The 23,619-nt window shown below is 54.6% G+C and carries 24 protein-coding genes and 1 pseudogene; 11 read left to right on the top strand and 14 right to left on the bottom strand.

From position 1 onward, the window contains the following. Positions 1–377: 377 nt before the first annotated feature. Positions 378–695, top strand: a complete 318-nt coding sequence (locus tag ACOYW1_RS22530) for a hypothetical protein (RefSeq protein ID WP_482419830.1) — start codon at positions 378–380, stop codon at positions 693–695. Between the two features lie 1,420 nt (positions 696–2,115). Further along, a complete protein-coding gene (locus tag ACOYW1_RS22525) occupies positions 2,116–2,466 on the top strand; it encodes a zinc ribbon domain-containing protein YjdM (protein ID WP_482417881.1) in 351 nt (116 codons plus the stop codon). A 290-nt stretch (positions 2,467–2,756) separates the two neighbouring features. On the opposite strand, the gene ACOYW1_RS22520 is transcribed toward ACOYW1_RS22525, so the two are convergent. Continuing rightward, positions 2,757–3,926 (bottom strand): radical SAM/SPASM domain-containing protein, encoded by a 1,170-nt coding sequence (locus ACOYW1_RS22520; protein ID WP_482419829.1) that lies wholly within the window; start codon positions 3,924–3,926, stop codon positions 2,757–2,759. Between the two features lie 157 nt (positions 3,927–4,083). Between ACOYW1_RS22520 and ACOYW1_RS22515 the strand changes: the two are divergent. The 3 genes and pseudogenes from ACOYW1_RS22515 to ACOYW1_RS22505 all read left to right on the top strand — a co-directional run bounded on the left by ACOYW1_RS22515 (position 4,084) and on the right by ACOYW1_RS22505 (position 5,648). Further along, a pseudogene (locus tag ACOYW1_RS22515) lies at positions 4,084–4,904 on the top strand (damage-control phosphatase ARMT1 family protein). A 128-nt stretch (positions 4,905–5,032) separates the two neighbouring features. Then, a complete protein-coding gene (locus tag ACOYW1_RS22510) occupies positions 5,033–5,275 on the top strand; it encodes a DUF6630 family protein (RefSeq protein WP_482423799.1) in 243 nt (80 codons plus the stop codon). Further along, positions 5,265–5,648 (top strand): hypothetical protein, encoded by a 384-nt coding sequence (locus tag ACOYW1_RS22505; protein WP_482419828.1) that lies wholly within the window; start codon positions 5,265–5,267, stop codon positions 5,646–5,648. The genes ACOYW1_RS22510 and ACOYW1_RS22505 overlap by 11 nt, the downstream gene beginning before the upstream one ends. Positions 5,649–5,796: 148 nt before the next feature. Here the strand turns inward: ACOYW1_RS22505 and ACOYW1_RS22500 are convergent, their stop codons facing one another. Then, positions 5,797–6,855, bottom strand: a complete 1,059-nt coding sequence (locus ACOYW1_RS22500) for a CNNM domain-containing protein (protein ID WP_482419827.1) — start codon at positions 6,853–6,855, stop codon at positions 5,797–5,799. 224 nt (positions 6,856–7,079) lie between these two features. Here ACOYW1_RS22500 and ACOYW1_RS22495 point away from each other — a divergent pair, with 224 nt between their 5' ends. From ACOYW1_RS22495 to ACOYW1_RS22475, 5 genes are all read left to right on the top strand, one after another. Next, the gene (locus ACOYW1_RS22495) at positions 7,080–7,571 is read left to right on the top strand and encodes a GNAT family N-acetyltransferase (protein WP_482419826.1); all 492 of its coding nucleotides are present in this window, start codon (positions 7,080–7,082) and stop codon (positions 7,569–7,571) included. Positions 7,572–7,706: 135 nt separating this feature from the next. Continuing rightward, complete coding sequence (locus tag ACOYW1_RS22490) at positions 7,707–8,033, top strand: DUF3795 domain-containing protein (protein WP_482419825.1); 327 nt, start codon at positions 7,707–7,709, stop codon at positions 8,031–8,033. Positions 8,034–8,125: 92 nt separating this feature from the next. Then, the gene (locus ACOYW1_RS22485; protein ID WP_482419824.1) at positions 8,126–8,419 is read left to right on the top strand and encodes a YciI family protein; all 294 of its coding nucleotides are present in this window, start codon (positions 8,126–8,128) and stop codon (positions 8,417–8,419) included. Between the two features lie 120 nt (positions 8,420–8,539). Further along, complete coding sequence (locus tag ACOYW1_RS22480) at positions 8,540–9,172, top strand: LysE family translocator (protein ID WP_482419823.1); 633 nt, start codon at positions 8,540–8,542, stop codon at positions 9,170–9,172. Positions 9,173–9,842: 670 nt separating this feature from the next. After that, the gene (locus tag ACOYW1_RS22475) at positions 9,843–10,127 is read left to right on the top strand and encodes a hypothetical protein (protein WP_482419822.1); all 285 of its coding nucleotides are present in this window, start codon (positions 9,843–9,845) and stop codon (positions 10,125–10,127) included. Positions 10,128–11,083: 956 nt separating this feature from the next. Here ACOYW1_RS22475 and ACOYW1_RS22470 read toward each other — a convergent pair. The 12 genes from ACOYW1_RS22470 to ACOYW1_RS22415 all read right to left on the bottom strand — a co-directional run bounded on the left by ACOYW1_RS22470 (position 11,084) and on the right by ACOYW1_RS22415 (position 22,582). Further along, entirely contained in the window at positions 11,084–11,977 is an 894-nt protein-coding gene (locus ACOYW1_RS22470; protein ID WP_482419821.1) for an SDR family oxidoreductase, read from the bottom strand. A 5-nt stretch (positions 11,978–11,982) separates the two neighbouring features. After that, positions 11,983–12,768, bottom strand: a complete 786-nt coding sequence (locus ACOYW1_RS22465) for an SDR family NAD(P)-dependent oxidoreductase (protein ID WP_482419820.1) — start codon at positions 12,766–12,768, stop codon at positions 11,983–11,985. After that, positions 12,704–13,282 carry a hypothetical protein gene (locus ACOYW1_RS22460; RefSeq protein WP_482419819.1) on the bottom strand — a complete coding sequence of 193 codons (579 nt, stop codon included), beginning with the start codon at positions 13,280–13,282 and terminating at the stop codon, positions 12,704–12,706. Before ACOYW1_RS22460 ends, ACOYW1_RS22465 begins: the two co-directional genes overlap by 65 nt. A 463-nt stretch (positions 13,283–13,745) precedes the next feature. Next, a complete protein-coding gene (locus ACOYW1_RS22455) occupies positions 13,746–14,747 on the bottom strand; it encodes a DMT family transporter (RefSeq protein ID WP_482419818.1) in 1,002 nt (333 codons plus the stop codon). Positions 14,748–15,222: 475 nt separating this feature from the next. After that, positions 15,223–16,071, bottom strand: a complete 849-nt coding sequence (locus ACOYW1_RS22450) for a hypothetical protein (RefSeq protein WP_482419817.1) — start codon at positions 16,069–16,071, stop codon at positions 15,223–15,225. Then, on the bottom strand, positions 16,056–16,280 hold the full coding sequence (locus ACOYW1_RS22445) for a hypothetical protein (protein ID WP_482419816.1): 225 nt from the start codon (positions 16,278–16,280) through the stop codon (positions 16,056–16,058). Before ACOYW1_RS22445 ends, ACOYW1_RS22450 begins: the two co-directional genes overlap by 16 nt. 270 nt (positions 16,281–16,550) lie before the next feature. Next, the gene (locus ACOYW1_RS22440; RefSeq protein WP_482423798.1) at positions 16,551–17,126 is read right to left on the bottom strand and encodes a thioesterase II family protein; all 576 of its coding nucleotides are present in this window, start codon (positions 17,124–17,126) and stop codon (positions 16,551–16,553) included. A gap of 142 nt (positions 17,127–17,268) precedes the next feature. Beyond that, positions 17,269–19,347, bottom strand: coding sequence for an asparagine synthetase B family protein (locus ACOYW1_RS22435; RefSeq protein ID WP_482419815.1), 2,079 nt, complete (start codon positions 19,345–19,347; stop codon positions 17,269–17,271). 522 nt (positions 19,348–19,869) lie between these two features. Continuing rightward, a complete protein-coding gene (locus ACOYW1_RS22430) occupies positions 19,870–20,247 on the bottom strand; it encodes an AMP-binding protein (protein ID WP_482419814.1) in 378 nt (125 codons plus the stop codon). A 126-nt stretch (positions 20,248–20,373) separates the two neighbouring features. Beyond that, complete coding sequence (locus ACOYW1_RS22425) at positions 20,374–20,613, bottom strand: hypothetical protein (protein WP_482419813.1); 240 nt, start codon at positions 20,611–20,613, stop codon at positions 20,374–20,376. 224 nt (positions 20,614–20,837) lie between these two features. Next, entirely contained in the window at positions 20,838–21,608 is a 771-nt protein-coding gene (locus ACOYW1_RS22420) for a fumarylacetoacetate hydrolase family protein (protein WP_482419812.1), read from the bottom strand. 170 nt (positions 21,609–21,778) lie between these two features. Then, on the bottom strand, positions 21,779–22,582 hold the full coding sequence (locus ACOYW1_RS22415) for a beta/alpha barrel domain-containing protein (RefSeq protein ID WP_482419811.1): 804 nt from the start codon (positions 22,580–22,582) through the stop codon (positions 21,779–21,781). A 294-nt stretch (positions 22,583–22,876) separates the two neighbouring features. On the opposite strand from ACOYW1_RS22415, the gene ACOYW1_RS22410 reads away from it, so the two are divergent. Further along, positions 22,877–23,230 carry a hypothetical protein gene (locus ACOYW1_RS22410; protein ID WP_482419810.1) on the top strand — a complete coding sequence of 118 codons (354 nt, stop codon included), beginning with the start codon at positions 22,877–22,879 and terminating at the stop codon, positions 23,228–23,230. The last annotated feature ends 389 nt before the right edge of the window (positions 23,231–23,619 follow it).

Raw genomic sequence — 23,619 nt, 5'->3', positions numbered from 1 at the left:
GGGGCCAAACCGCCCTATGCGGCTGTCATTAAGAGTGATGGTCGAGAGGATAGAACCTACACATTTTCAATAAATAATTACATTAGGAAGAGGGGATAGACTTTTTATAATCTTGTGTGCAATCAACTATGAGTTGATCCAATAATTCGGAAGAGTGGCGTAGGTACTTGGATTATTTAGACATAATTTGATTCGTGTGCATAACGAGGGGGTGTTTGATGTCCGAGATGAAGTGTTAATTTGTGGTAAAAAAGTAACATGGTGGTCTGGAAGATTTGACTGTGAAATCCCATATTGTAAAACGTGTTTTCGCCAGGAAAGAGACAAAATAATATCCGGGGATAATCAATTAGCTCCTGAGTGCTCGGAGTTTCACGGTGAAAATGACAATTCTTCAAAGTAATTATCATGAACTAATGTCTAACACCATCGAATCAAATTATGGCACGGCACTTTCAATTTCGGCTTTGATGTCGACCATAGGGTGGCTCATTGTTGTGATTGGTTTGGTAGCGATCGTCATAGGTTTTTCTGAAGGATCGAGAAGTGGTGTTTGGTTCATTGCAGCTTTACCTGGTATTGGAATGTCAATATCCGGTTTCTTTCTTGTTGCCTGTGCTCAAGTCACCAAAGCCGTTGTAGATAATGCTGACCAAACAAGAGAAATTCTCAATATACTTAAAGAAAGGTCCTAATACGATTCGTGTATTTATTCATTTAGCAAGGTGGAGAGGGCAAACCTACACCTTTTACAAAATGAATCCATTCAAAATGTTGGTGGGCTATGTTGTGCCCCAACTAATGGAAACAGTGGGGAATGGGTGAGGGGAACGGGGCACGTTACAACATCGGACAAAACGAAACAAAACAGGTGGCATGCTTTTTAATGAATATAAATATCTGCCATAGCCTGCCTCAAGCAGCCTAACGTTCTCCCTCTAATCAACTATTTGGCAGCTTTAGAAGCACCTGGCCAATCGGGAAATGATGGCGCTTCAAGCATCAGATGGGCACGCTTCGCTTTGCCCATCCTACGTGTATAGTCCCGCTGCTGTTAACGGAAGATATGCGGAAACGGGAGCGAACGCTCTAGACTATCATAGGCACTCTCTCATTTTGCTGAAGCGAACATAAATATCAATATGATAGGAATTATAATGGAAGCATGGCCTTTTGATCAGGCGTCAAACGTAGCTGCTATCACAACTCGTCAAGTTCTTGAGGATGGACATCCCATTTTGAGAGTTACACATTACTCTGATGACCACTCATGGGCATTTTTATGCGGAGCAACAGATAATACAGACGATGGTAGGATTGTAGGTATGGGGACGGCCTTACAAATTGATCCCTCTCTCCGTGACATCGCTGATTTACCCGTTGGTTGGTGTGCCTGGCGTAAATCTGTTGATTCTCCCTGGCAAAGGGCTAAAAGATCCATCTGCTTAACAATTAATTGCGAGGAAGGGTAAGAGTGAGAGTAAGAGGACAGGTTTTTTAAGCTATATAAAGTACAAGCCTTAGTCCATCTCAAACAGCCCCACGCTCTACCTCCAACCAAATTCTTTTGCGGTTATAGAAGCGTCCGGCCAATGGGGAGATGACGGCGCTTCAAGCATCAGATGGGCACGCTCCGCTTTGCCCATCCTACATGTGTAGGTTTGCGAATATTGGCAACCACATCTGCTGGCGACGGTTCACCTGGGGGGCATGAATTCCGAAGACGACATCCGACTGAGGTAGCGTTTCTTTGTGGTGAGGACGCGGAGTTTCCGAAGGGGGGCTCACCACGGGATCAGGTTTTCGTGCCTTTCAGCCGACATCAGGGATATTAAAACGCATCACAAAAAGAGTTTGTTCCTTGCCGTCTTTGGTTCAATGAAAACCGCTATGGCTTTGATCTCTTTGGCATGTTAAAAGCGTCAACACGCCGAGAGCCGGGCGTATCCATCTTCTGCGTTATCAGAGCGTTGAGGTAAGCAACGGCATGTGCAGCTCCGATGCCTTGAATAGTGGGTGCACCCGACTTGTGAAATACCCGGGCTACGTGGTTCGTTGCACGGAAAAAAAGTGTTTTAAACCAAGCTTATATTAAAAAAAATCAGGAATAGTACTATGTCAGTTGAAGAGATGATGTGTCCCAAATGTAATTCACCTTATGCTTATCCCGATGGGTTCATGTGGGTATGCCCTGAATGTGCTCATGAGTGGTCAGCTGATGAGGCTTCTGATACCTCTTCAGAAGATGCTTCCAAGTTTCTTGATGCCAATGGCACTCCGTTGCAGGATGGAGATACAGTCACCACCATCAAGGATCTCAAGGCCGGGAAAGATACCGTGAAATGTGGTACGAAGGTCAAAAATATCAGGCTTCTTGATGAACCTGTAAATGGACACGATATCTCCTGTAAGATTACAGGCTTTGGTGCCATGTATCTCAAATGCTCTGTTGTCAAAAAGGGCTAAGAGACAAGCAGAGAAACAGGGGACAGGCTCATTAAGCTGCATAACCCACCTCAAACAGCCCTACGATCGATCTCCAACCAACTCCTTGATGGTTTTAGAAGGGTTAAGCCAATGGGGAGATGAAGGCGCTTCAAGCATCAGATGGGCACGCTTCGCTTTGCCCATCCTACATGTATCGTCAGGATTCAGGTGTCCGAAGGTCTGGGTGAAACAGGGCTGGCGTTTTGAGCGGGGCATCTCTTGACCGATCCCATGGGGGTAAGGCGACAGGTTCATGATGACCATAGACATCATGAACCTTGTTTTATTTCCGGCCTTGTTTCTGTAGGCTCCACGGTTTTCGGTTTCATGGCCTTTTCCATGCGCCGTATGGCGTCTCTTTCCGTGTTGGCTTCCTGAATGATCTGCCAGCGACAGGTCATGGATTCGGGGACGATCTGATACGCTGTTTCCATGGTTTCGACGGACCGTTTCAGGCAGGTGCGGCATGGCCCCTCTGACCGTTTTTTCTGTTTGCGGAATGCGCTGTATGGCTTCTGCTTCCAAATGTTGCTGAACTTCACCTCCTGAATCGTTCCCCAGTGGAGGCTCTCTTTTGGTGCAGAACGGCCATGGGCCCAGTGGCGGACTTGCCCGGTGACGGGAAGGCTTGACATAACGCAGGGGGCTACGGTGCGCTCAGAGGCGATCACAGCGGATTTTGCGATGTTTTCCGTGCAGTGATTGAAGAGCATGAAAGGGGATACCAGGTGAAACCGCAGCACGTTTTGCAGACCGGTATTGGCGCGCATACCATAGAGCTTCCGCTTCAGATCATCCCACTCTTCCATGGTGTCGGCCAGGCAGGCCTCCTTCTGGAGCTCGGGCCGCGTGACCAGGGACAGTGAACTGAGCACCACCTGATCAACATGGAGCTGCCTCCAGAAGGCCGGATAGGTGTCGAGGTGGGGCAGGCTCGACCGCAGCAGCATCTGGGCGATATGGACCCTGGGAAACGCTGTGTGTCTTTCGGCCTTGTACTTTTGGATGGTATCGATGCAGCGGATGACCTGCTCCAGGGAGGTGCCCTGGCGAATGGGGTCATTTTCTTCACTGCTGCAGCCGGCAGTGGAAAAAGCGATGAGGTCCAGGCCCATATCCACCAGCGTTTTCATGGTCTCGTCATCCAGCATCGTGCCGCTGGTGGTGGTGCCGACCTTGAATCCTTTATCTTTTAAGTTTTTGATGATGGAGACCAGTTGCGGATGGGCAAAGGGCTCTCCCCAGCCCTGGAGATGGATGTAGGTCTTCGGGTGAAGAAAGGGGAGGACGGCGTCTATCTGTTCGGGGGCAAGGAGTCTGTCTTCCCAGCACGCTTTGTATGCGGTCTGGGGGCAGTAAATACAGGCATTGCCGCAGACAGAGCTCACTTCAATCTGCAGCCAGTCAAGGCGAGTGCGTTGCCATGGTGTTTTCCACATACGACGTCCTCCTTTGCGGGTCCTTGAGGTGCCACATGGATGACTCGCACCGCAATTTCCATACGGATGCCAGTTTTTTTGCTCCCGCGACGGCGGGCGGCAGCCGGATACCGAATGGTAAAAAGAGAAAAGAGAACGCAAAAATCGGCGTACACTAGTGCTATTTCTGCCATATCAAGACCGGTCATCGATTCGTAAATTCAAGCCTGATGCGGATACCGAAGGCTTTATTTTTGCCGTGCATGAGCTGCTGGCCGCCAATCGCGATATGGCCAACCCGCAGCTGGCAACGCAGGTTCACCGGATTGCCAGGCAGCACCTGGATAATGGGAATCTGTATGCAGCGGAAAAAAAAGAGGCCAATGACCTGCTCCTCGGCCAGTATGAAGACTGGAAAAAGAGGGTGCGTGACACAGACGACCCGTTTCTCACCGCTGCGAAACTGGCCGTGATCGGAAATATCATCGATTATGTGTCGATACAGTTGAGCGTGACATCTCCGCTCAGATTCAAGGCTTTCTCCAGCAGGGCCTGACCATCGATATGCGTGAGGAATTGAAAGAGGCGCTGGGCCGTGCGGAAAGCGTTCTCTACCTCGGTGATAACTGCGGGGAGGTGGTTTTTGACAAGCTGCTCATCGAGACCCTGGGGCATCCGAATATCACCTTTGCCGTGCGCGGCAAGCCGGTCATCAATGACGTGACAGAAGAAGATGCCGGGTATGTGGGCATGGACCGCGTGTGCCGGGTCCTTTCCAATGGAGCGGATGCGCCGTCCACACTCATGGATTTCAGTTCGGACGAGTTCAAGGAGGCGTTTTATGCGGCGGACCTGGTGATTTCAAAGGGGCAGGGGAACTTTGAGGGACTTATGGAGAGCGATCATCCCAACATCTTTTTTCTTTTGATCGCAAAGTGTGCCCCCATTGCCGAACTTTTGGGTGTGGAGAAGAGCAATATGGTCATTGTGAAGCGTTAGCCCGTATATGTCATGAGTAAATGCCAACGCTGAAGCAACATGTCGTTCATGGCTTTCTGATCGATTTCATCATGCGCATGGACTGGGCAGCAGATATCGCAGATTTGGAAGGCCCATGGTCCTGAAACATTCAGCACAACCACGGACTCAACACAGATCTGCCAACACCCGATACCTACAGTGAGGACGCAACCGTTTCATTTGATCATGTTTTCGAAGATTACGATAAACCATTGCGAGAACATGGCCTGCAACTGGGGTTTATCGACACAGAATCAGATGAATACATCGTTCTTTTGCATAAGGTTCAAGATACAAACAGGGTTGAACAGGCTGTGAACAAAATGGGGTTTGACTATTATGAAAAATAAGAAATGGGGAAAAGGGATTGCCTTCACAATCATGACGGCAATCATAGGGCTTTTGTTCTTGGTTTCTCCGTCCTTTGCGTCTGAGCTGAAGACAAAAAACTACACCATCACCATTGAGACCCATTGTGAGGAGGGTGTTGTTTCATGTGGCGATGTGACTTATGTCGGCACCCATAACAAAACAGGTAAATCCATCATGCTGATGGGGTCCACCTGGCATTCAATGTGTGCCGATGGCGTTACGCCCAATCGTTTTATCGGGTATCGCTTTAAAAATGGTGATATTTCCTATCTCGTGTTTGAGGAGGGGCTGTTGGAGGTTTACCGTGGGGATGAGTTGCTGCTGAGCGAAGAAGGGACGTGGACGTATTAGCCCGGATATTTCATGAGAAAACGTCCACCCCAAACCTATAAGATACCACTACAGCTGGTTACTCGCGAAATATCCGGGGTCGCCCATTGGGAAGCAGCGCCTGCATGGGCAGGATACGCAACTTGTCCATAATCAGGTATACGGGCTCTTACGAATGGTCGAGCTGCTTGTCCTTGAGCATCCTTCGGTTACGCTCCTCCCATTGGGCACGGGCCAGGGCCTGCATGTCGGCGATGGTGTCCACCTCATCCATGATTTCCATCCCCAGCAGGGTTTCAACAATGTCTTCAATGGTGATAACCCCAGCGGTCCCCCCATACTCATCAACCACCAGCGAGATGTGTTCCTGTCGTGTGAGCAGAAAGTCGAATATCATCGTCAGGGATGTGGTTTCCTGAACGGTAATGATTTCTCGCTTCAACTCAGAAATGGGCTTGGAATCCTCTCCCTTGGCTGATGCCAGCAAGATGTCATTTTTCATGACATAGCCGGTGATGGTGTCAATGTTGTCACTGTAAACCGGAATTCTTGAGAAAATTATATGCGGATGGGTTTCGATGACCTCCTCGGAGAGCATCTCTTCTTTCAGGGCAAACAGCACCGTTCTCGGTGTCATGATGTCCTTGACCTGCAGGGAGTTGAACCGGAAGAGGCTTCGCAGGATGCGGGCTTCCTGTTTTTTGATCTCTCCGGATTTTTCCCCGAGCTCAGCCATGGCTGAAAATTCTTCCCTGGAGAAGGCGTGCGGCGCGGTTTCAGGTGAAAAAAGCCGGGTGATGTACTTTGATATCCAGACAAAGGGCAGCATCGGGGGAATAAGGTACATCAGCATCAGCGACACGGTTCCGGCAAGCTGCTTCCAGTAGGTGGCACCGAGGGATTTGGGGATGATTTCCGATACGATCAGGATCAACAGGGTCAGTATCGCAGAGATGACTCCAACATACTGGTTTCCGAACACCGCTGCAGCCTGTGCACCTGCTCCGGCAGCGCCCACAGTGTGGGCAATGGTATTGAGGCTCAAGATGGCGGCCAGCGGCCTGTCGATATTCTGTTTGTAGTCATTGAGCCGCTTTCCGACCTTTGGATTTTTTTTCTCCACAACACCGATATACGAGTGCGGTATGCTCAGAAGGACCGCTTCCATCATGGAGCAGGCAAAAGAAAAAAACAGGGCGATGGAGATGTAAACGAAAAGTAAGGTCATGTGGGGTGCCTTTGAGTTGATCCTCGTTAAACAAAGTTATCCTGCAAGATATCAGGGATTCAGACATGATTCAATATGACTTTAGGGGGCGGGCGGCGGGAAGCCGTGGGAAAGGGATTCGTGCAGGGACGGAATTTGCCTGAGTCCGGATGACCACTTATAACGGATTTTTATTGACTTGGACTGGTCGTTTTCTCATAAACTATCCGGGTTAGGGGGTTTCAATGATCAGAGAAGCTTGTGATTCAGATTGCATCAATTTAGCGGCACTCTCTTTGGGGGTGTGGCTTCAAACATATTCCGCTGACGGCATCTGCATGGAGAATTCAAGATTTGCCTTGTCTACTTTCAATGAAGAGTATTTTATGCAGCGCCTGCGAGATTCCAGATACCGGTGCCTGGTCTTCGAAGAGGGGATGTATATCAGGGGGTATGCTCTCATCAATTTGGAATCTCGGTTCCAACGTGGCGTGAGTGGGTTTGAAATTGAAAAACTATACGTCCATTCCCCTTTCCAGGGGCGTGGCATTGGCCGGAAGCTGTTGGACGAGATAAAAGAACGGTTTGGGGACAGATTCTGGTTGTACACTTGGGTCAGGAACAAGTCTGTGGGATTTTATGAAAAATGCGGATTTGAGCATATCGGCACCCACCGCTTTGCCTTTGGGGATCATACCATCGAAAACCATGTGCTTAGCTATGACGGTTCATCGTGATTCCATCGGCTTTATCCGCACCTGTGCCGTATTTTCGGTTGCCATTGTGGTTTCAATGGTAACGGAAAATTAATCTTGTCGTACCTTGCTGCACGTTAGCCCGGATATGTGTTACCTCCCTAAGGATAAGAATGAATGATTGCTTACTGTGGAATTGACTGTTCGAAATGCAAAAGCTATATAGCAACTCAGTCGGGTAAACGTGAAGAGTTGGAAAACGTTGCCCGAAATCTGGCGCAAATCTATCAGGCTGAAGTCAGACCGGAGTATGTTGTCTGTGACGGTTGCAAAGAAGACAAAAGACATTCCTTCTTTTGCAGTAACAGATGCAAAATGCGGCCGTGTTGCATTGGGAAAAATTATACGTCCTGTGCCGAATGCTCCGAGTTTCCGTGTGCTGAGTTAGAATGTGAAATCAAGAACAAACCAGATGCGTGGGAGAACCTCGGAAAAAGGGTGTGAAACCTAACTTCGCCGGGGCCGATGTCGATGGGCAAGGTGAACTTGTTTCCATGGTTACGGGACGCCCGTAAAAGAAAGGTGAATGAGGTATTATGCTATTTGTGGTGCGCTTTACAGACAAGCCGGACAGCCAATTCCTTCGAGAGAGGTATCTTCAGTCTCACATCGCCTGGCTGGATGAGAGACGACAGGTGATCCTTGTTGCTGGGTCCATACGCGATGAACCTACCTCAAAACCTCTTGGTGCATTTTGGGTCGTGGAGGCGGAGAGTAAGAACCACGTTCATGAAATCTACACATCAGATCCATTCTGGACCAGTGGTATGCGTGAAAATGTGGAAGTCTACCATTGGTCAAAAGCATTTGACGAGAAAACGGCAGTTTAGTTTTTACATTCATTGAGCTGAGCATTTGCCGAATATTTGGTGCTACCCTTTCCCCAGCCTGGAGAGTTCTTCCGTCTATCTGAAACCCACCACGCCCGTTAAACCTGAAAAAGAGGAAAGATGACTTTTCAATCGTGGCTCATATACATGGCATTGGTGGTTGTTGCCACTGCCACTCCGGGTCCGGCTGTCTTTTTCATCATGACAAAGTCTGCGTTACACGGATGGCGTCAGGCGACATTTGCGGCCCTGGGGAATATCGCGGGGCTTTTTTGCCTTGGGCTTGTGGCGGTTTCAGGCCTGGGTGTCGTGCTGCAAACATCAGAGACGATATTTACCGCCGTAAAATATGCCGGTTCATTGTACCTGATGTTTTTGGGGGTGAAGCTTATCTTTCATCAAGGCTCCGATGCCGGAATGGAAACCAATGAATGTCATCAGGCCGGGACGGCGCCATGGAAAATATTCGCCCATGCATTTGGGGTCGCTGTGACCAATCCAAAAGCCATTGTTTTCCTCACGGCCCTGTTTCCACCCTTCATAAACCATGATGAAGCCCTTGTTCCGCAATTCTTGACGCTTATTTCGGTGTTAATGGCGTCGTCATGCACGTTTCTGGTGTTTTATGCCCTGATCGCAGACAGAGCGACAGGCTGGTTTAAAAAACCATACAGAATGAAGGCAATACGTCAGGCAAGTGGCTCGGTTTTTGTGGGCTTTGGTATTCTGATGGCAACGTCATCCAATAAATGAAGTGGCATCATATTATTGCAGTGGTTGCCTGTGGCCGAAGGCTGCTGGCCAACACGTTGCCCGGCAACGCCGATTTATCCGGGCAGGAAGATTTAGCCCTTAAGATGAAAGCCCGCCTCGGGGTTACGAGGTGGGCTTTTTTGCGCCGATTCTTACAACGTCCCCATGTATCTTCCCCCGTCCACAAGCAGGTTGTGACCGGTGATGAAGCGAGCCTGTTGACTGGCGAGAAAGGAGCTGCTGCGGCGTTGACCCGATCTTTCATGAGAAAATGTTTATTTGGATATGTACAATATTACAAGACGTTATTGGGGAAAAGTTCGATAATTCAAGGGATAAACGTAATTTACGATTTTCTGATTCGATTCTGACCCTTTGGAAGGAAGCCGTAATCCACCCCCCAACGCTGCGAACCGCTTCAAGAGAGCTATCGCAGATAGTGCGGAAGCCCATGTGTGATGGAAGCTCCGCCTTTTTCCGATAGTTTTTTTACGCCTGCCCGATGATGTCCTTGATACCATGTAGATCGAAAATCCATTCTGAATGGCACACCCCTTGTCTACCAAAAAAGTTCCCTCTTGCTTTAGTGCTTGCTAAACGTTTCCGGATTGGGTGCATTGTTTTTTGTGTTTTGTGTGAACGGAGCAAAATGAGTTGGGGAAAGATGTCTATGAGAAGTACTTACTGTTTTAAAATAATAAAAGAGTTGTGCTTTTTGTTAGCTTTGCAGCGTGTTGTCCAAAGTTCTCTTTCAGGTATGTATGGTTTTTCTAAATTGAAAAATGTTGAATTACAGCGTATGACTGAAAATATTCTAGTTGATTTCTCGCTTAGGGCTACAGGTACCATCACTGTCCAATATCCAATGGGATTATGCCTGTTTTTTGGGGCCGGAGTAGATACCACTTCATTCATTGAAAAGCAGGCAGTAGAGTCTTTAGATAATTTATCATAGCCACAGGCTGATTATGATATAAAGCATTTTTGTGATTGGATTGATGATTAAAGAGACTTGGGAATAAATGCCATAAATTCTGTTTTTATGGGTGGGTGCGATTTAGCGCATTCAGCCGATGCTCCATCAAACACGCGCTTAGAACTGAAACGGTAAGAAATAGAAATCGTAGATTTACTTTAGCTCAAGGACGGATCATGATGGGAAGTCTATTTCAGAATAAACGAGTCAAAATCTAACGTAAGTACAGGGTTCAATTAAAAAACGTACTAATGAATGAGGGAATAACGGCTATTTGGATTGATAAACTATTAGACTGCTTTCGACAGGATTTTTTTTCAAGATTTTTTTGAAAAAAGCGAGGCCTGGTTATTAGTGTGGCTTATATGGTTTATACATTGTCGGTATTTTGGGGCTTCTAACTTCATTGATTTTTCCGATCCGATATAATGCACTCCCTTTTATGTATTCTTTCGGGATTGGGATATCTTGGGTGCTTTTGTGTGTGGTTCTTCACTATACTTGCATATAAGTTGTCTCAATATGACCAATATTATATCTTCAACACCAACCAAAATGTCATCCAAGCGTTCTTAAACTCAATCGCCTTGATATCAGGTCTTTGTGGGGTTGTGTCTCTTCTCGCGGGCATTTTTTTCTGGATCAACATCATGATTTAACTCCTTTGTTATTGGCCTGTTTTCTTTTGTTTTTTGTAATATATGCTTGCGCTTTCGCTCAATCCGAATCTCCTTATTAATATCTATAAGAATATCTCTGTGGAGAAGCAATCATCGGAATATTATCTTTTTTTGTAAAAAGTAATTTAAATATAATTCTGATAATTTTTGGCTCTGGGATCGTTCTTAGCATAATTAGCTTGATAGGCTATGTTTACAAAATTCAACGATATTCCAGACAATTACTGCTAGATGATGACCATTGGTGGTTTTAGATTAACAGCTCTGTTGCCATTTGTAGGATATATACTGTTTCTGTCCTACGTATTTCGTTTTGGATTTAGTGGCTTCCGTTATTTCTATACCTTCGAAAATTGATGCCTTAATCAGGAAAAATAGTGAAAACTTGACTCTTTGCATTACGGTTTGCCGTGACCGAAGGGTAGGGCAAGCCTTTTTTTCAAATTGTTGGGTTTGAATGTATAAGAAGCTTGTCGGGGATCGTTTGAGTGTGAGAGGCCCGCCTCGGGCATGAGGTGGTCTTTTGTGCCGACTTGTACAACGTCCCCAATGCACTCCCCCGTCCACAAGCAGGTTGTGACCGGTGATGAAGCGAGCCTGTTGACTGGCGAGAAAGGCTGCTGCGGCGCCGAAGTCCGACGGGTCACCGAAGCTTCCGCAGGGAATGGCCGAGACCATTTTCCGGGAGATTTCCTCCTGGTGTTTGCCTTCCAGTGCGGCGCGGTCCTTGACCAGTTTGTCCACGCGGGCGGTTTTGTGGGTACCCGGTAGCAGGGCGTTGACGGTGATGCCGTGGGGGGCCAGCTCTGTTGCCACGGTTTTTAAAAAACCGGTGAGCCCGGCCCGGGCCATGTTGGAGAGAAGCAGGTCCCCGATGGGCTGTTTCACGGAGATTGAGGTGACGGCAATGATTCGGCCCCAGCCCTTGGCCTTCATGGCCGGGCAGACATGGTGGATCAGGCGCACGGCGCTCATGAGGTTGAGGTCCAGGGCCTTGGTGTAGTCGTCCAGGGCCGTGGTTTCAAACGTACCGGGGGGCGGGCCACCGGCGTTGGTGACGAGGATATCCGGGGTGCCCAGGGCGTCGTCCACCCCTTGAACCAACCTGTGGATCTCCTCTTTATTTGTCAGGTCCGTCCCTGAACCCACCGCCCTCACCCGCCGGCGGTGGCCGAGATTTCCCGTGCAGCCTCCCGGGCGGCGTCTTCGCTACGGGAGCACACGGCAACGCGACACCCCTCTTGCGCCAGGGCCTCGGCGCAGCTCCGGCCGAGCCCCCTGGTTGAAGCTGCGACAAGGGCTGTTTTTCCTTTGATTCCTAAGTCCATGGTCTGTTTTTCCTTGTAACTGATCAATCCAAACACGCCTCCGGCAGGGCCGCCGGAGGCATGTCTATCTAAATACGCTCTGGGGTTTATCAGGGGCGAAAGAAAGGGGCCAGAAGGCGACGGGCTTCGCTTGTCTCTCCCACGCTTCCCTGGCCGGACATTACATAGGCCAGGGCGGGGAAGGAGACCATACTCCGCTTTCCCCACGCCCCGGGTCTCGTCGACGTCCCGCTCAAGCCTGTAGAGCTCTCGAAAGGCAAGGTGGGGCTCTGCCCCGGCCATGAGCTCCATGACCTTGCGAGATCGCTTGGCGCCCTTGGCAACGTCCTTGTCCGAGAGGGTCGGCAGGTCAGGGGCATCGGAGAGGTTTGCGATGAACCGTTCTGCCTGCTCCATGGTCTCCTGCTTCAGGGAGAGGGTGTCGGCAGGGGCCCCGGATGACAGGCAGGCGAGGCGTCCTGCCGGGGAGTCGGTGGCGCCGTTGATGTTGGAATCGGTGGTGCCCACGATGATGGTTTTGCCCGCATCGGGAAGGGGCATGCCGCAGTCAACGGAGAGGCAGACCAATGGCGCTACCTCCAGGGCTCCTGCCTCCCGGTCCAGCACGGGCATCCACGAGCCTTTGGCGGCAGTGAAGGTGTCCAGAAAGTCGAGGCGGGCGGTGAACCGGCTCTGACCATGGCCGGTAGCCGGGGTCTGCCTCGGCGATTTTTCGGGCGCCCAGGGAGTAGTCCGAGATCATTCGGGCCCGGCCCGCTTCGGTGAGGATGGAAAGATAGCGGGCCGAAGCCGCCTCATGGGTCAGGCCGTCTGCGGGGCCGCCTGTGCGGAAGGCCTCTCCCGTGCGGATCACCGGCGGCTCGATCCAGGTGTCGCTGTCGGGGCCGGGGATTGCCGGTACCAGGCCGAACCGGATGGGAAGGCCGACGTCCCGTGCAAAGCTGAGGTCTGCTGCGCAATGGGCCGGGTTGACGATGACCACACCGGTGCCGATGTCCGGGGCCACCCAGTCCACGGCCCAGACGGGCATGAGGTCGCCGTGCAGGGGGTGACGGGCATACGCCCCGGTAAAGGCCGGAAGGCTTTTTCCCTTGGGGGCCAGCCTGTGGTGCGGGTGCACGGGCACGGAACACCAGGCCGCGGGTAGGGGGCTCCAGTCTGTGGTGAAGCAGTGCAGCGACCGTGTTCGGCCCCGGGTTCTTGTCTCCTGGAGGGCAAGGTGATGAGGGCGCCTTTTGGGGTTTCAGCTTTCTTTGCCAGTCGGCCCAGGCTGGCGCGCTTTTTCCATGATGTTGCAAGGAACGCCTTGGCCTCGGCAGAGGGGAGATAGTAGAGCCCTTCCCGGGAGTCACCTTCGGGGACCCGGTAGACCAGTCCCCGGCCTTCAAGGTCCGTGAGCCGCGTGCCGGGATCTTTTTTTGGGGGTTGGTCCTTTCTCGTCGTCGACTTCGCTGAGCCGCGCGAGCACTGACCAATGGCCGTGGCGCGGAAAGAGCCGTCAGTGGAAAAATATCTTCTTTATGGTGTCCTTTCCACGGGCCGCCGCGCGGGTGCGGCGCGTGGCTGTCTGTCGGGTGATAGGTGGCGAATTACGATGCCTTGTCCTGGCTAGGTCGCCTGCAGAACCCTTGATGGGCTGGGGGCGCCTGCTTTGCGGGCACGCTCCGGCGCTCCATGATCACGGCGATAAAAGAGCCCACCAGCATCACCGTTGCGCCGGTCAACTGCAGGCGGCCGATGGATTCCCCCAAAAAGAGGATGGAGAAAAAGGACCCGAAGAAGGGGACCGTGAACATCATGATGGTGGCGGTGGAGGCGCTCACCCGCTGCAAGCCGTAATAGTAGAACAGGTAGGCAATGGCCGTGGGGCCCACGCAGAGGTAGGCCACGTTGTACCAGGCCGTGGGGGACACCGAGGCCCAGTCAACCGCCTGGGCATGGGGGACGGCCAGGGCAATGAGGGCCACGGCCCCGCTTGCCGTGGCCCACGTCGTGGCCCGCAGCGGGTCGATGGTTCCCTTGGAGAGAAGGGTCTTGGACACAATGCTGTAAAGGGCCCAGCAGCAGGCACCGACCACGAAGAAGATGTCACCGGTCATCCGGGTTTTCAAGGACGCCCCGGTGCCTGCCCCGGCCAGGAAGACCCCTGCGCCCACAAGCCCGAGGAAGAGCCCCAGGATCCTCATGGACGAGGCCTTTTCCCGGCCCAGGATGATGAGAAGGACGGTGGTGATGACAGGGCTGAGCACCGGGACAATGACGCTGCCGTCGATGGACGGTGCCAGGGAGAGCCCCCAGAAAAAGAAGAGATTGTAGGCAAACACGCCCAGGAGGCCTGCAAACCCAGCAGACATGGCAGCCCCCCATCCCACGGGCTTGGAGCGTCCGTGCATCACCATGGCAAGGACCATCAGAAGGGCGCCCCCGCCCCCGAACCTTAGAGCCGCCGCCACTTCGTGGGGCAGCTCCCCTACCACGAATTTGGAACTCGCAAATGCACTGCCGAACATCACCATCGTCACCAGCAGGCTGAGATAAGGTGACGCACTGGAACCCGTTTTCTCCCGGCCTTGAGTCTTGTCAGTCAACATACAACATCATCTCCTTTCTTACGTTTGTATTACAAAAATCTATGGAAAAGGCGTGAACGCCTGGTCCGTCGTGTTCGTGGTGAGGGCGCCGGGCACAGGGGGCTTCTGCCCGGTCAGGCCTTCGGCTGCGTTGTCGACGGCTGCGCGGGTCGTCTTTTGCGGTTCTTCAGATTTGGCATCTCTCAGTGCCTGCGCCCGGTGCCGGTTTTGCCGGAGCCGGGCGCCGTTCGATCGCCTGCGGTTATCTTCCCGATACCCGGTCCATGATGGGCGATTCGTCGCCTCCGAAATTCACATGGATCAGTTTCTGGTTTGGGTCGCTCTTCGTGATAAAGGGCAGGAGTCCCTCCCGGGCGCTGTCGCTGCCCGTGGGCGACCACAGAGGGAGGCCACGAGCTGCCTCAAATCGGTGAGGCTCAGGCCGCTGATCCGTTCCAGCCGAATGGCGAGTTCCTGGCTTTCAATACCCCCGTCCTTAAGAAGAGCACGGATCTCCCCTTCCCGGGAGCCAGGTCCGGCTGTTCGGCGGAGAGGTAGTTGTGCAGCCCGGCACATTGCCCGCAAAGGGAGAGAAGACCATGCAGACCAGCTGCTCGGTGGTCAGGCCGAAGGTGTCCCGGGCGTACCCTTCCACGAGATCGCGCATGTGCGTTACGCCCTGGTCCGTGGCGTAGCGCTTTTTGATGGCTTCGATGAGGTGCTCCGGAAAGTCCTTGTGCTCCATGAGCTCAATGGCGAACTCCGTGTACTGATCAATGCCTTCCCGGTACCCCCGCCCGTAGACCCGCTCGGTGCGAAGGCCTCGCAGGTGCGCCATGAGCGCGGGATTGGCACAGTCCGATTCCGTGTACTGAAGGCCAGCTCGTCGAAGACAAACCCCAGGAAATCGGTGAGCAGCGCCCAGTGGGCACCGGAGGCATAGTCCGTGTAATCGTAAATCGAAAAAAAGGTGAGGGGCTCGGAGACGTCCCACGTGACCCGGCAATCTGCCAGCCGGTGGACCCCCTGCGCCGTGGATCTCCTTAAAATAGTCCTGGAAGATCCCGTCGAGGACTTTCAGGGTGCCTTTGAAGGTGGCGTCTCTGGACGGCTCCTGCCCGGTCTTGTGTGCCAGCTTGTTGATCCACACGGCATAATCCCGCTGTTCGTCCGGGGAATCTCTGGTGACGATGAGGTCCACGCCGCAATGGCGGGCTGCCACCCCGAAGAAGTTGGCCACGTTGAAATTGCAGGCATTGCAAAAGGAGGTGCGGCCGTCTCCGTAGGACTGATGTCCGGCCATGAGCAGGTCGGTCCGGTTAAAGTCGATCAACAGGTGGGGCATGGGGCGTGCAGGTCAAAGGGCCGAACCTCCTCGCGCTCTATGAGGAGGAGTTCGGCCATGGGATCGTCGTACACGCCCAGGGCCTGATAGGCCCGGTGGATGTTCTGCATCACGACAAAGGGCATGCCCGAGTGACGCATCGTCACGATGACCAGGCGAAAGGTCTCTCCGCCGAATCGCTCGGCCATGGCCAGGTGCACGGCCCGCATGAAGGCGGTGGTGTAAGCGTTGCCCTTGCCACCGCCCTATGCAACCATCACCGTGTTTTTACACAATTTGTCTTTGTGTGGTAACCTGCCGTGCAGGTCTGTTACACATTGTTCGACTGCATTTAGATCATTATTCGGCAGGGCCTCCCGCAGTGCACTCAGAATATGATTTTGCATTCCAAATTTCCCTTGTAGGTAATGTCAATTTGGTGACAAACGCTGCTAATTCAGTAGCATACATAGTCTCGGTTCATGGCACAACTGAATTGCTTAATGGTAAGTAATTCTTTTGACCCATGTGATGAATTCATCCGTCGCCAGCAGGTCTGTGTGACCGCCGCTGAATCGTCGGCTTTTCAAACCCTCGGTGGTGTACTCGTCCCACCCGTCGAGGCCGGTTTTCGTGACCAGGGGGTCCCGGTCGCCGGACGCCGCGAAAATGGGGCAGTGCAGCCGCCCGAAATCCGGAGCGTGAAAATCGCTCTGCAGATTCAGCTCCTTGCAACTTGTGTCGATGAGTTCGTCCTTCCATTCTGGATCGGGGATTCGTTCAAACAGGCTTGGGTCGACCATGGCCCAGTAGGCTTCGATTTCTTCGGGCGATCTCGGTAGTAACTCGGCTCCGTCCAGGACATGGGGCGCGTTGGCGCCAACGACAATGAGCCCGCCGATGCGGCATGCTGTTTTTTCCAGCGCGGTGGCAAGGGCGTAGGCGATATACGCCCCGAAGCTGTGCCCGAAGAGGATAGGTCCCTTTTCCTGCATGCCCCGGAGCCGGGGCAGGCAGGACATGGCTGCGTCGTGAAAATCAGGAACGTCATGTCGTCGGACTGTCCGTAGCGCCAGGGGTAGCGAAGAACCTGGGCCTTTGGCCTTAGCGTTCGCACAATGGGCTGGAACTCGCTGCCTAAGGATCCGGTTCCGGGAAAGATGATAACGTCCCGTGTTGCTTGGTCCATGATGGTTTTCCTTGTTGGTTTGTCTGTTTTCAGCACCTCAGTTCCAGCTCGTCGACGATCATGGCGAGGCTGATGGCGCCCAGGCGAAAATCCCACTTCTCGTTGACGGTTTCAGGGGACGGTCCGGCCATGCATTCCGGGTTCAGGGCTTCCACAGAGGCCACCATCTCCTGCCAGTCCTGCCAGAGCAGGTGGTCGACGATGGATTTGAGGTCATAGGCCGTGAAGCCGTGTTTGGCATGGTTCATGACCTGGTCCGGGACGGTGTCGCGATAGGCTTTTTTCAGGCAGGTCTTCCCCTCGAAGTTCACGACTTTTTCGTCGTCGGGTACCTGGAGGGCCAGGGAGACCACCGAGTTTCCGAGGAAGGGGTAGCGCCCTTCGATGGAGTTGGTCATGACCATGGCGTCTCCATGATCGCCCAGCAGGTGCCCGCCGAGCTGGACATAGACATCGGCGATGGAGCGCAACTGCATGGGGGAGAGCCCGGTGAGCTCCGTTTCCGAATAGGGGATCAGGCGGTTGCGCCAGAATTCCCGGCCCACAATTTCCTGGCGCGCATGGTCAGACAGGAAGGCCCCGCGGCGGCCCTCCACACGGTCTAAGTCCACCTCCCAGCTGAAATCCGCCCGGCCCCATGCCTGTTCGTTGCGGGCGCTGGCTTTGGGCGGGCGGCGCCGGACGCTGTCAAAGGCGTAGGAGTCGTAGCCGAAGAAGAGCTCATCGGCCCCTTCACCCGACACCACACCTTTGATCCCTGCCTTGTGCACCCGTTCCGAGAGCATCATGGCTGAGACGTTGTAGGTCTCCCGCTGGGGAAAGCAGCAGTGGCGAACCATCTTTTCGAAGCGGGCGGCAATGTCATTGGGGGCGCACTGCACCTCTTCGTGGACGCTGCCTGCGGCCGCCGCCACAGAGCGTTGGTAGCGTCCTTCGTCCAGGCGCGGGTCATCGAATGTCACGGAAAAGGAGCGCATGGGGCCCTTGGACAAGGAGGCCGCGTCCATGAGGATCGCCGTGGAATCCAACCCCCCGCTGAGGTAGGACCCGATCTCCACATCGGAGTGAAGGCGTACGGCGATGGACTTCCGGATGCCTTGGCGGATCGCTTCCGCATCCACGGGCCCCTTCGTTCGTGTGAAGGTGCCATAGCGCCAGTAGCGGAGGGTCTTGCGGCCGTCTTCGCTTACCTTGACGGCGCACCCCGGCTCCACGGCAGAGACCTCTGCCACAGGGGTCCTGGGCGCCACGATATTGCCCAGGGAGAAGTACTCGTCCACGGCGGCATAATCGAGGCGCCACGGGCCGGGTACGGCCTGCACAAGCCGCTCCAGCTCCGAGCAGAAGTGGGTTTCGTGCCCCGCTGTGGTGTAGAACAGCGGGCAGATGCCGAAGCGGTCGCGGGCCAGGTAGACGGCGTTTTCCAGGCGGTCGTGGATCACCGAGGCAAATTGCCCGTCGATTTTCTCCAGGCCGTCGATGCCGTAGCGGGCCACCAGCTCCGGAAGGATGGCCACATCCACCCCGTTGCCGCTGGGACGGGGGATACCCAGCTCCCGGAACAGGCTGTCGGCGTTGTAGATTTCCCCGTTCGTCAGGGCCACGAAGCGGCCGCTGGCCTCTTCGGCTGCCAGCCGTTTTCGATGTGGATCATCCCGAGCCTGGCGAGTTTTGCCGACAGGGACGCCGTGTTCAGGGAGTAGGCCTCGTCCGGTCCCCGGTGGGTCAGCCGGTTGTGCATGGCCACGCAGAGGCTGCGGTCCAGCCCACCGTCCGGGGCAAAGGTTCCGCTTATACCGCACATAAGCGTTCGACCTCCTTTTCGGGAAGGCGTCCACGAGGTCGCCGAGTTTTTCGGCCCGAAGCACGTCCCGCACGCCCACGTCGGTCCATCCCAGTTCTTTGAGCTTGGCCAGCAGGATGATGGTGGAAGCCGAATCCCCGCCGATGTCGAAAAAGTTGTCGTCCCGGTTGGCGTCTTCAAGGCCGGTGAGGCTACGCACCAGTGAGAGGATCTGGGCCTCGACGGCGGTGGCCTCCTCAAAGACCTGGTGGCGGGCGGCCTGGAGGGCGTGGCGGTCCACCTTGCCGTTGCGCGTGTAGGGCATGGCCTCCAGGCGCTTGAAAACCGAGGTACTTTGTACGGGTTGAGGTTTTTCTCCAGATGCTTTCGCAGCATGCGGGGTTCGGCCATGCCCTGGTAGTAGCAGACAAGGGCGTCGTCCCCTGCGTCCTTTTCCCCTGCGTGGGACTCGGCAAGGACCACCGCCTCGACGATGGTGTCCAGGCCGCAGGCCACACCTTCCACCTCTCCGGGGTCGATGCGGTAGCCCCGCACCTTGACCTGGCGGTCGTTTCTCTCGACAAAGAAAAACTGGCCGTTTCGCACCGTGACGATGTCGCCGGTGCGGTATGCCCGGCGGCCTTCCGGGTCGAGGAAGCGCTGCAGTCCCTCTTCGGCAAGGTAGCCGACGGCCACGCTTTTGCCGGTGATGACAAGCTCTCCCCGACAATCCGGAGAAGGCTCTTCCGTGGGGTCGGCCTGCTGCCGGGCCACCTTGACGTCGCAGTCTCCCACCACATCACCCAGCGGAGCCCCGTTGCGGACACCGTCCGGGCTCAGGGGGCCGCTAAGGAGGTTGCAGATGGTCGACTCCGTGCATCCGTACGCGTTGTGGAGCTGTTACGCGCGCCCACTTTTCCACCACGGCAGGCCTGCAGGCTCCGCCGCCGTTGACGACGTGGCGCAGGTGCATGGCCGGTGTGGGCCATGTGGCCGTCAGGGCGAAGGGCGTTGTTTTCAGGTGGGTGATGGCATGGTGCTCCAAGGTGTTTTGCAGGATCGCACCGGGTGCCAGCTCGCTTTCGTCCACCACCACAAGGCAGGCTCCGGCGCAGAGGGTCCAGAAGATCTCGGTGAGGCATCCGTCGAAGGTGAGCTTCTGGAAACGAAGCGTCCGGCTGCCGGGCCCCACATCCAGCCGGTGATGTGGTCCCTGATTACGCAAGCCAGCGGCTCCGCAGGCACGACCACACATTTCGGCTCCCCGGTGGAACCCGAGGTGTGGATGGCATAGGCAAGGTCACCGTACCCATCACCAAGGTCCGGGTGGGGCTCGCGTGGGGCCGGGCCGTCACCTGCCCAGGGGGCAGGGGGTGGGCAGAGCTCCCACCTCTCCGGGGGTGGCGGTGCCCCGGGCCACCCTGTTGATCCGAAGGCGGGACACCTTGCTGCGGTTGGCTTCGCTGTCCCGCGGGTCCATGACCACAAAGGGCCGACGGGCCCGTAACAGCCCTGCCATCGCCACAATGGTTGCGGCATCCCGCCGCCCTTCAATGCCGACAAATTCACCGGGAAGCGTTATCTGCTCCACGCGTGAGCGCTAGCTCCCTTGTCTTTTTGTCGAGGTCTCCGTATGTCAGGGATGCCAACGGGGTTTTAATGGCCGTGGCGTCCGGCTGGATACGGGCGCTCTTACCGATCATCTCCGTAATGGACATGTCGTCTCTGGCGTTGGTCTTATCCATGTTGATCGATGCATACCGTTCCATTTCGTCTACGATCGCCCGGCGGGCGGTCTATTGCCCGTCGAGCGGTCTATTTCACATGATGGGAGAGGTGCCCGACCTTCTCCACCAAAGCCTCCACCCTGTCGCCTGCCTTAAGTACTGCTGCCGCCCCAGGGGTGCCGGCGGACACCACCGTGCTGGGCAGGAGGGTGCGGCCCGCTGAGAAATACTCCACCAGAAAACCCAGGTCGTATCGCATCTCCGACACCTGTGCCGAGGCGATGGTCTCCCCGTTTCGGACGGTGGACACGCGCAGGGTTTCCAGTTCTCCCGGTGCAAAGGCGTCCATGGAGACCAGGGCCGGCCCGATGCTGCAGAAGGTGTCAAATCCCTTGGCCGGCAGGGGATGTAGCGTGGGGTTTTCGCGGACGACGTCCTCGGCGGTCATGTCCAGGACCGTTGTCACGGCCGCCACCGCATCCCGCCAGTCCTCGCGGCGCACATTCTTGCAGCGGGTTCCGATGACAAGGCCCAGCTCGCCTTCGGCGGTGACGCGCTTGCTCTGCTGGGGCAGCTCAATGGCCCCGCCGTTTGCGATGAGGCACCCGGAGGGCCTCAGGCAGGGAGCCAGGCCCGAAACCGGCTGGGCGGCGTCCAGGTCTTTGGCGTGTCCCCGGTAGTTGAGCCCTGCCCCCCAGATATCCCCGCCGTCCCCTGCAACCGGGGCCGCCGTGTCCAGGCGGCTTGCCGACACATCTGCCGTCGCCTGTGCCTCCAGGAGGCCCTCAATGGCTTCCCTTGGCTTGTCGGCCAGAAGCTCCACCAGGCGGAAGGACTGGAATTCCTCGGGCAGGCACACCCACCTGCCGTCGCCGTTGCAGGCGTGGGTTTTCTCGAACGTCCTCGCTTCAAACGAGATAGCTTCACTCTTTTTTCCTTTCGAACCGGCTCTGGGCCGGTCTTTCTTTCCTATGCGCACATTTTCTGGAAACGATCTCAGAGGCCTTGTAGATGTCTGATTCCTTGGGCTCAAGTGGCTACGTTCAGGGCCTCTTTCATGACGGCCATCTCATCGATCTTCTGCTCGGAACACACCTTTTTGATCACCGGAAAGAGGCTGGTGTGCAAGCCGATGACACCGCCCAGGACCTGGAGGTAGTGGCTTCCGGGGATGACCTTCATCTCCTGGTTGCACATCTCGGCAAGCTTCGCGAATTCGCGGTAGTCGTAGTCACCCCTTCCCATGTTGGACAGGATGCCCGCCAGCGACTCGATGGCCGCGTTGCCGCTTCCCCGGCCGATGCCGTACAGGGTGCCGTCGACGACGGACGCCCCCGCAGAGATGGCGGCAAGGCTGTTGGCATTGGCCATGCCCAGGTTGTCGTGTCCGTGAAAGCCCACCACGGGGAAGGTTTCCCGGACGGCTCGGACGTAGTTCTCAACATCTTCGGGCAGCATGGTGCCGTAGGAGTCCACGATATCAACCCCTGCGATCTCCGAGGGCACATTGCGGAGGAAATTGCCGATCTTGTCCGGGGAGACCACACTCGACTTCATGAGGTTCAGGTAGACGTCATCGCAATGGGTCAAGGCATGTTCCAGGTAATTCAGGTTCTCTTCCACCCGGTACGCTTCCAGGCCCACCCGCACAAAGGACATCCCTTCGCTGCACAGCCATTTCAGTGTGGAGAGGCGGCTGAATCCGGGCTGAGCGAACATTCCCCATTTCGAGGTGCTGAAGTTCTCATTGGCGATGTCGCACCACTCGGTGAGGCTGATGTTGCTCTCTGTGTACCCGGCCCTTTCCGCTTCAAAACCAATGCCGTGGGCCACCTCCACCAGGTCGACGGACAGGGCGTTGAGCCGTTTTCAGGCCAACGACAAAGGCCTTGTCAAACTGGAAATCAACCGCGTAGGAGCCGTCGCGCAAGGTCGAGTCCAGCAGTTTGATCCCATGGGGTGAGGCTGTCGCATTGTGTTTTGTTGTCTCTTTCATCATTCATGTTTCCTTCGTGTTTATTGCAGATTAAAGGTTATCCCGCTGTAAAGCCGGGGGGCTTGAACTGTTGAAGATCCGGCACGGCCTGGAAAACGGCGCGTCCGGGGTGCAGGTGGATCACTGGTCCCATGCCGCAGGCAAGGGACCGGGAGCTGTTACTGGCATCTCTGGGTATAGATGGTTTGGTTAATGTTCTGGAATTATCGAATATTACCGTCTATGGCCACAAAACGCTGCCTTCTCTTCCCTGGATTGCAAGGGCGGCCGTGGCGATGTTTCTCGTCAACACACCGGTTCGTGATCATGCGATTTGCTGTCGCCGGCGGTTACTTATTGTACGACTGGTAAAACAAGAGGCTGGTTTTTCCCGTACAGGCACCGATCGTCCCACCCACGCGGGGTTTATTGGCGATGCGGCGGGGTCGGGATTCGGCAGCATTCCTGCCGATAAATCCTGCGGCATATTGACTATGTATTTGTGACGTCAATTGAGGGTTTATTGCTTGCGTAAAATGTATGTGCTTCCGAAGTCTCAGGAGGCTTTATTCATAATTGCAGAGCGCAATTCAAAATTCTAGATTAGGCAAATCTTATAATATTTAATGTAGTATGGGGATACTATTTTGCAGGTGATAATTCTGTCAAGGTAAAATCTTCAAAATAACAAAAATAGTGCAAAGTGTGCCTGGCGGTGATGGCGCAGGTCGCATTTCTTCGGCGCGCAAGGGGCTGAATCCTTGATGTATGCTCTATTACTATACTTGAACCAACTTTGTTTGTGTCTTATTGCTTCCTGCGTGACCCCCGTGCCGGCTGGGAGGGCTGCCAGTGGAACGGGCAGCGGGGGTCGGAAATCGCGGGTGGAGACAAG

It is taken from the genome of Desulfoluna sp. CYM3A (genome assembly GCF_056829965.1).
Note: the sequence above shows the minus strand (reverse complement) of the source record. Positions and strands in the feature narration are given on the sequence as shown.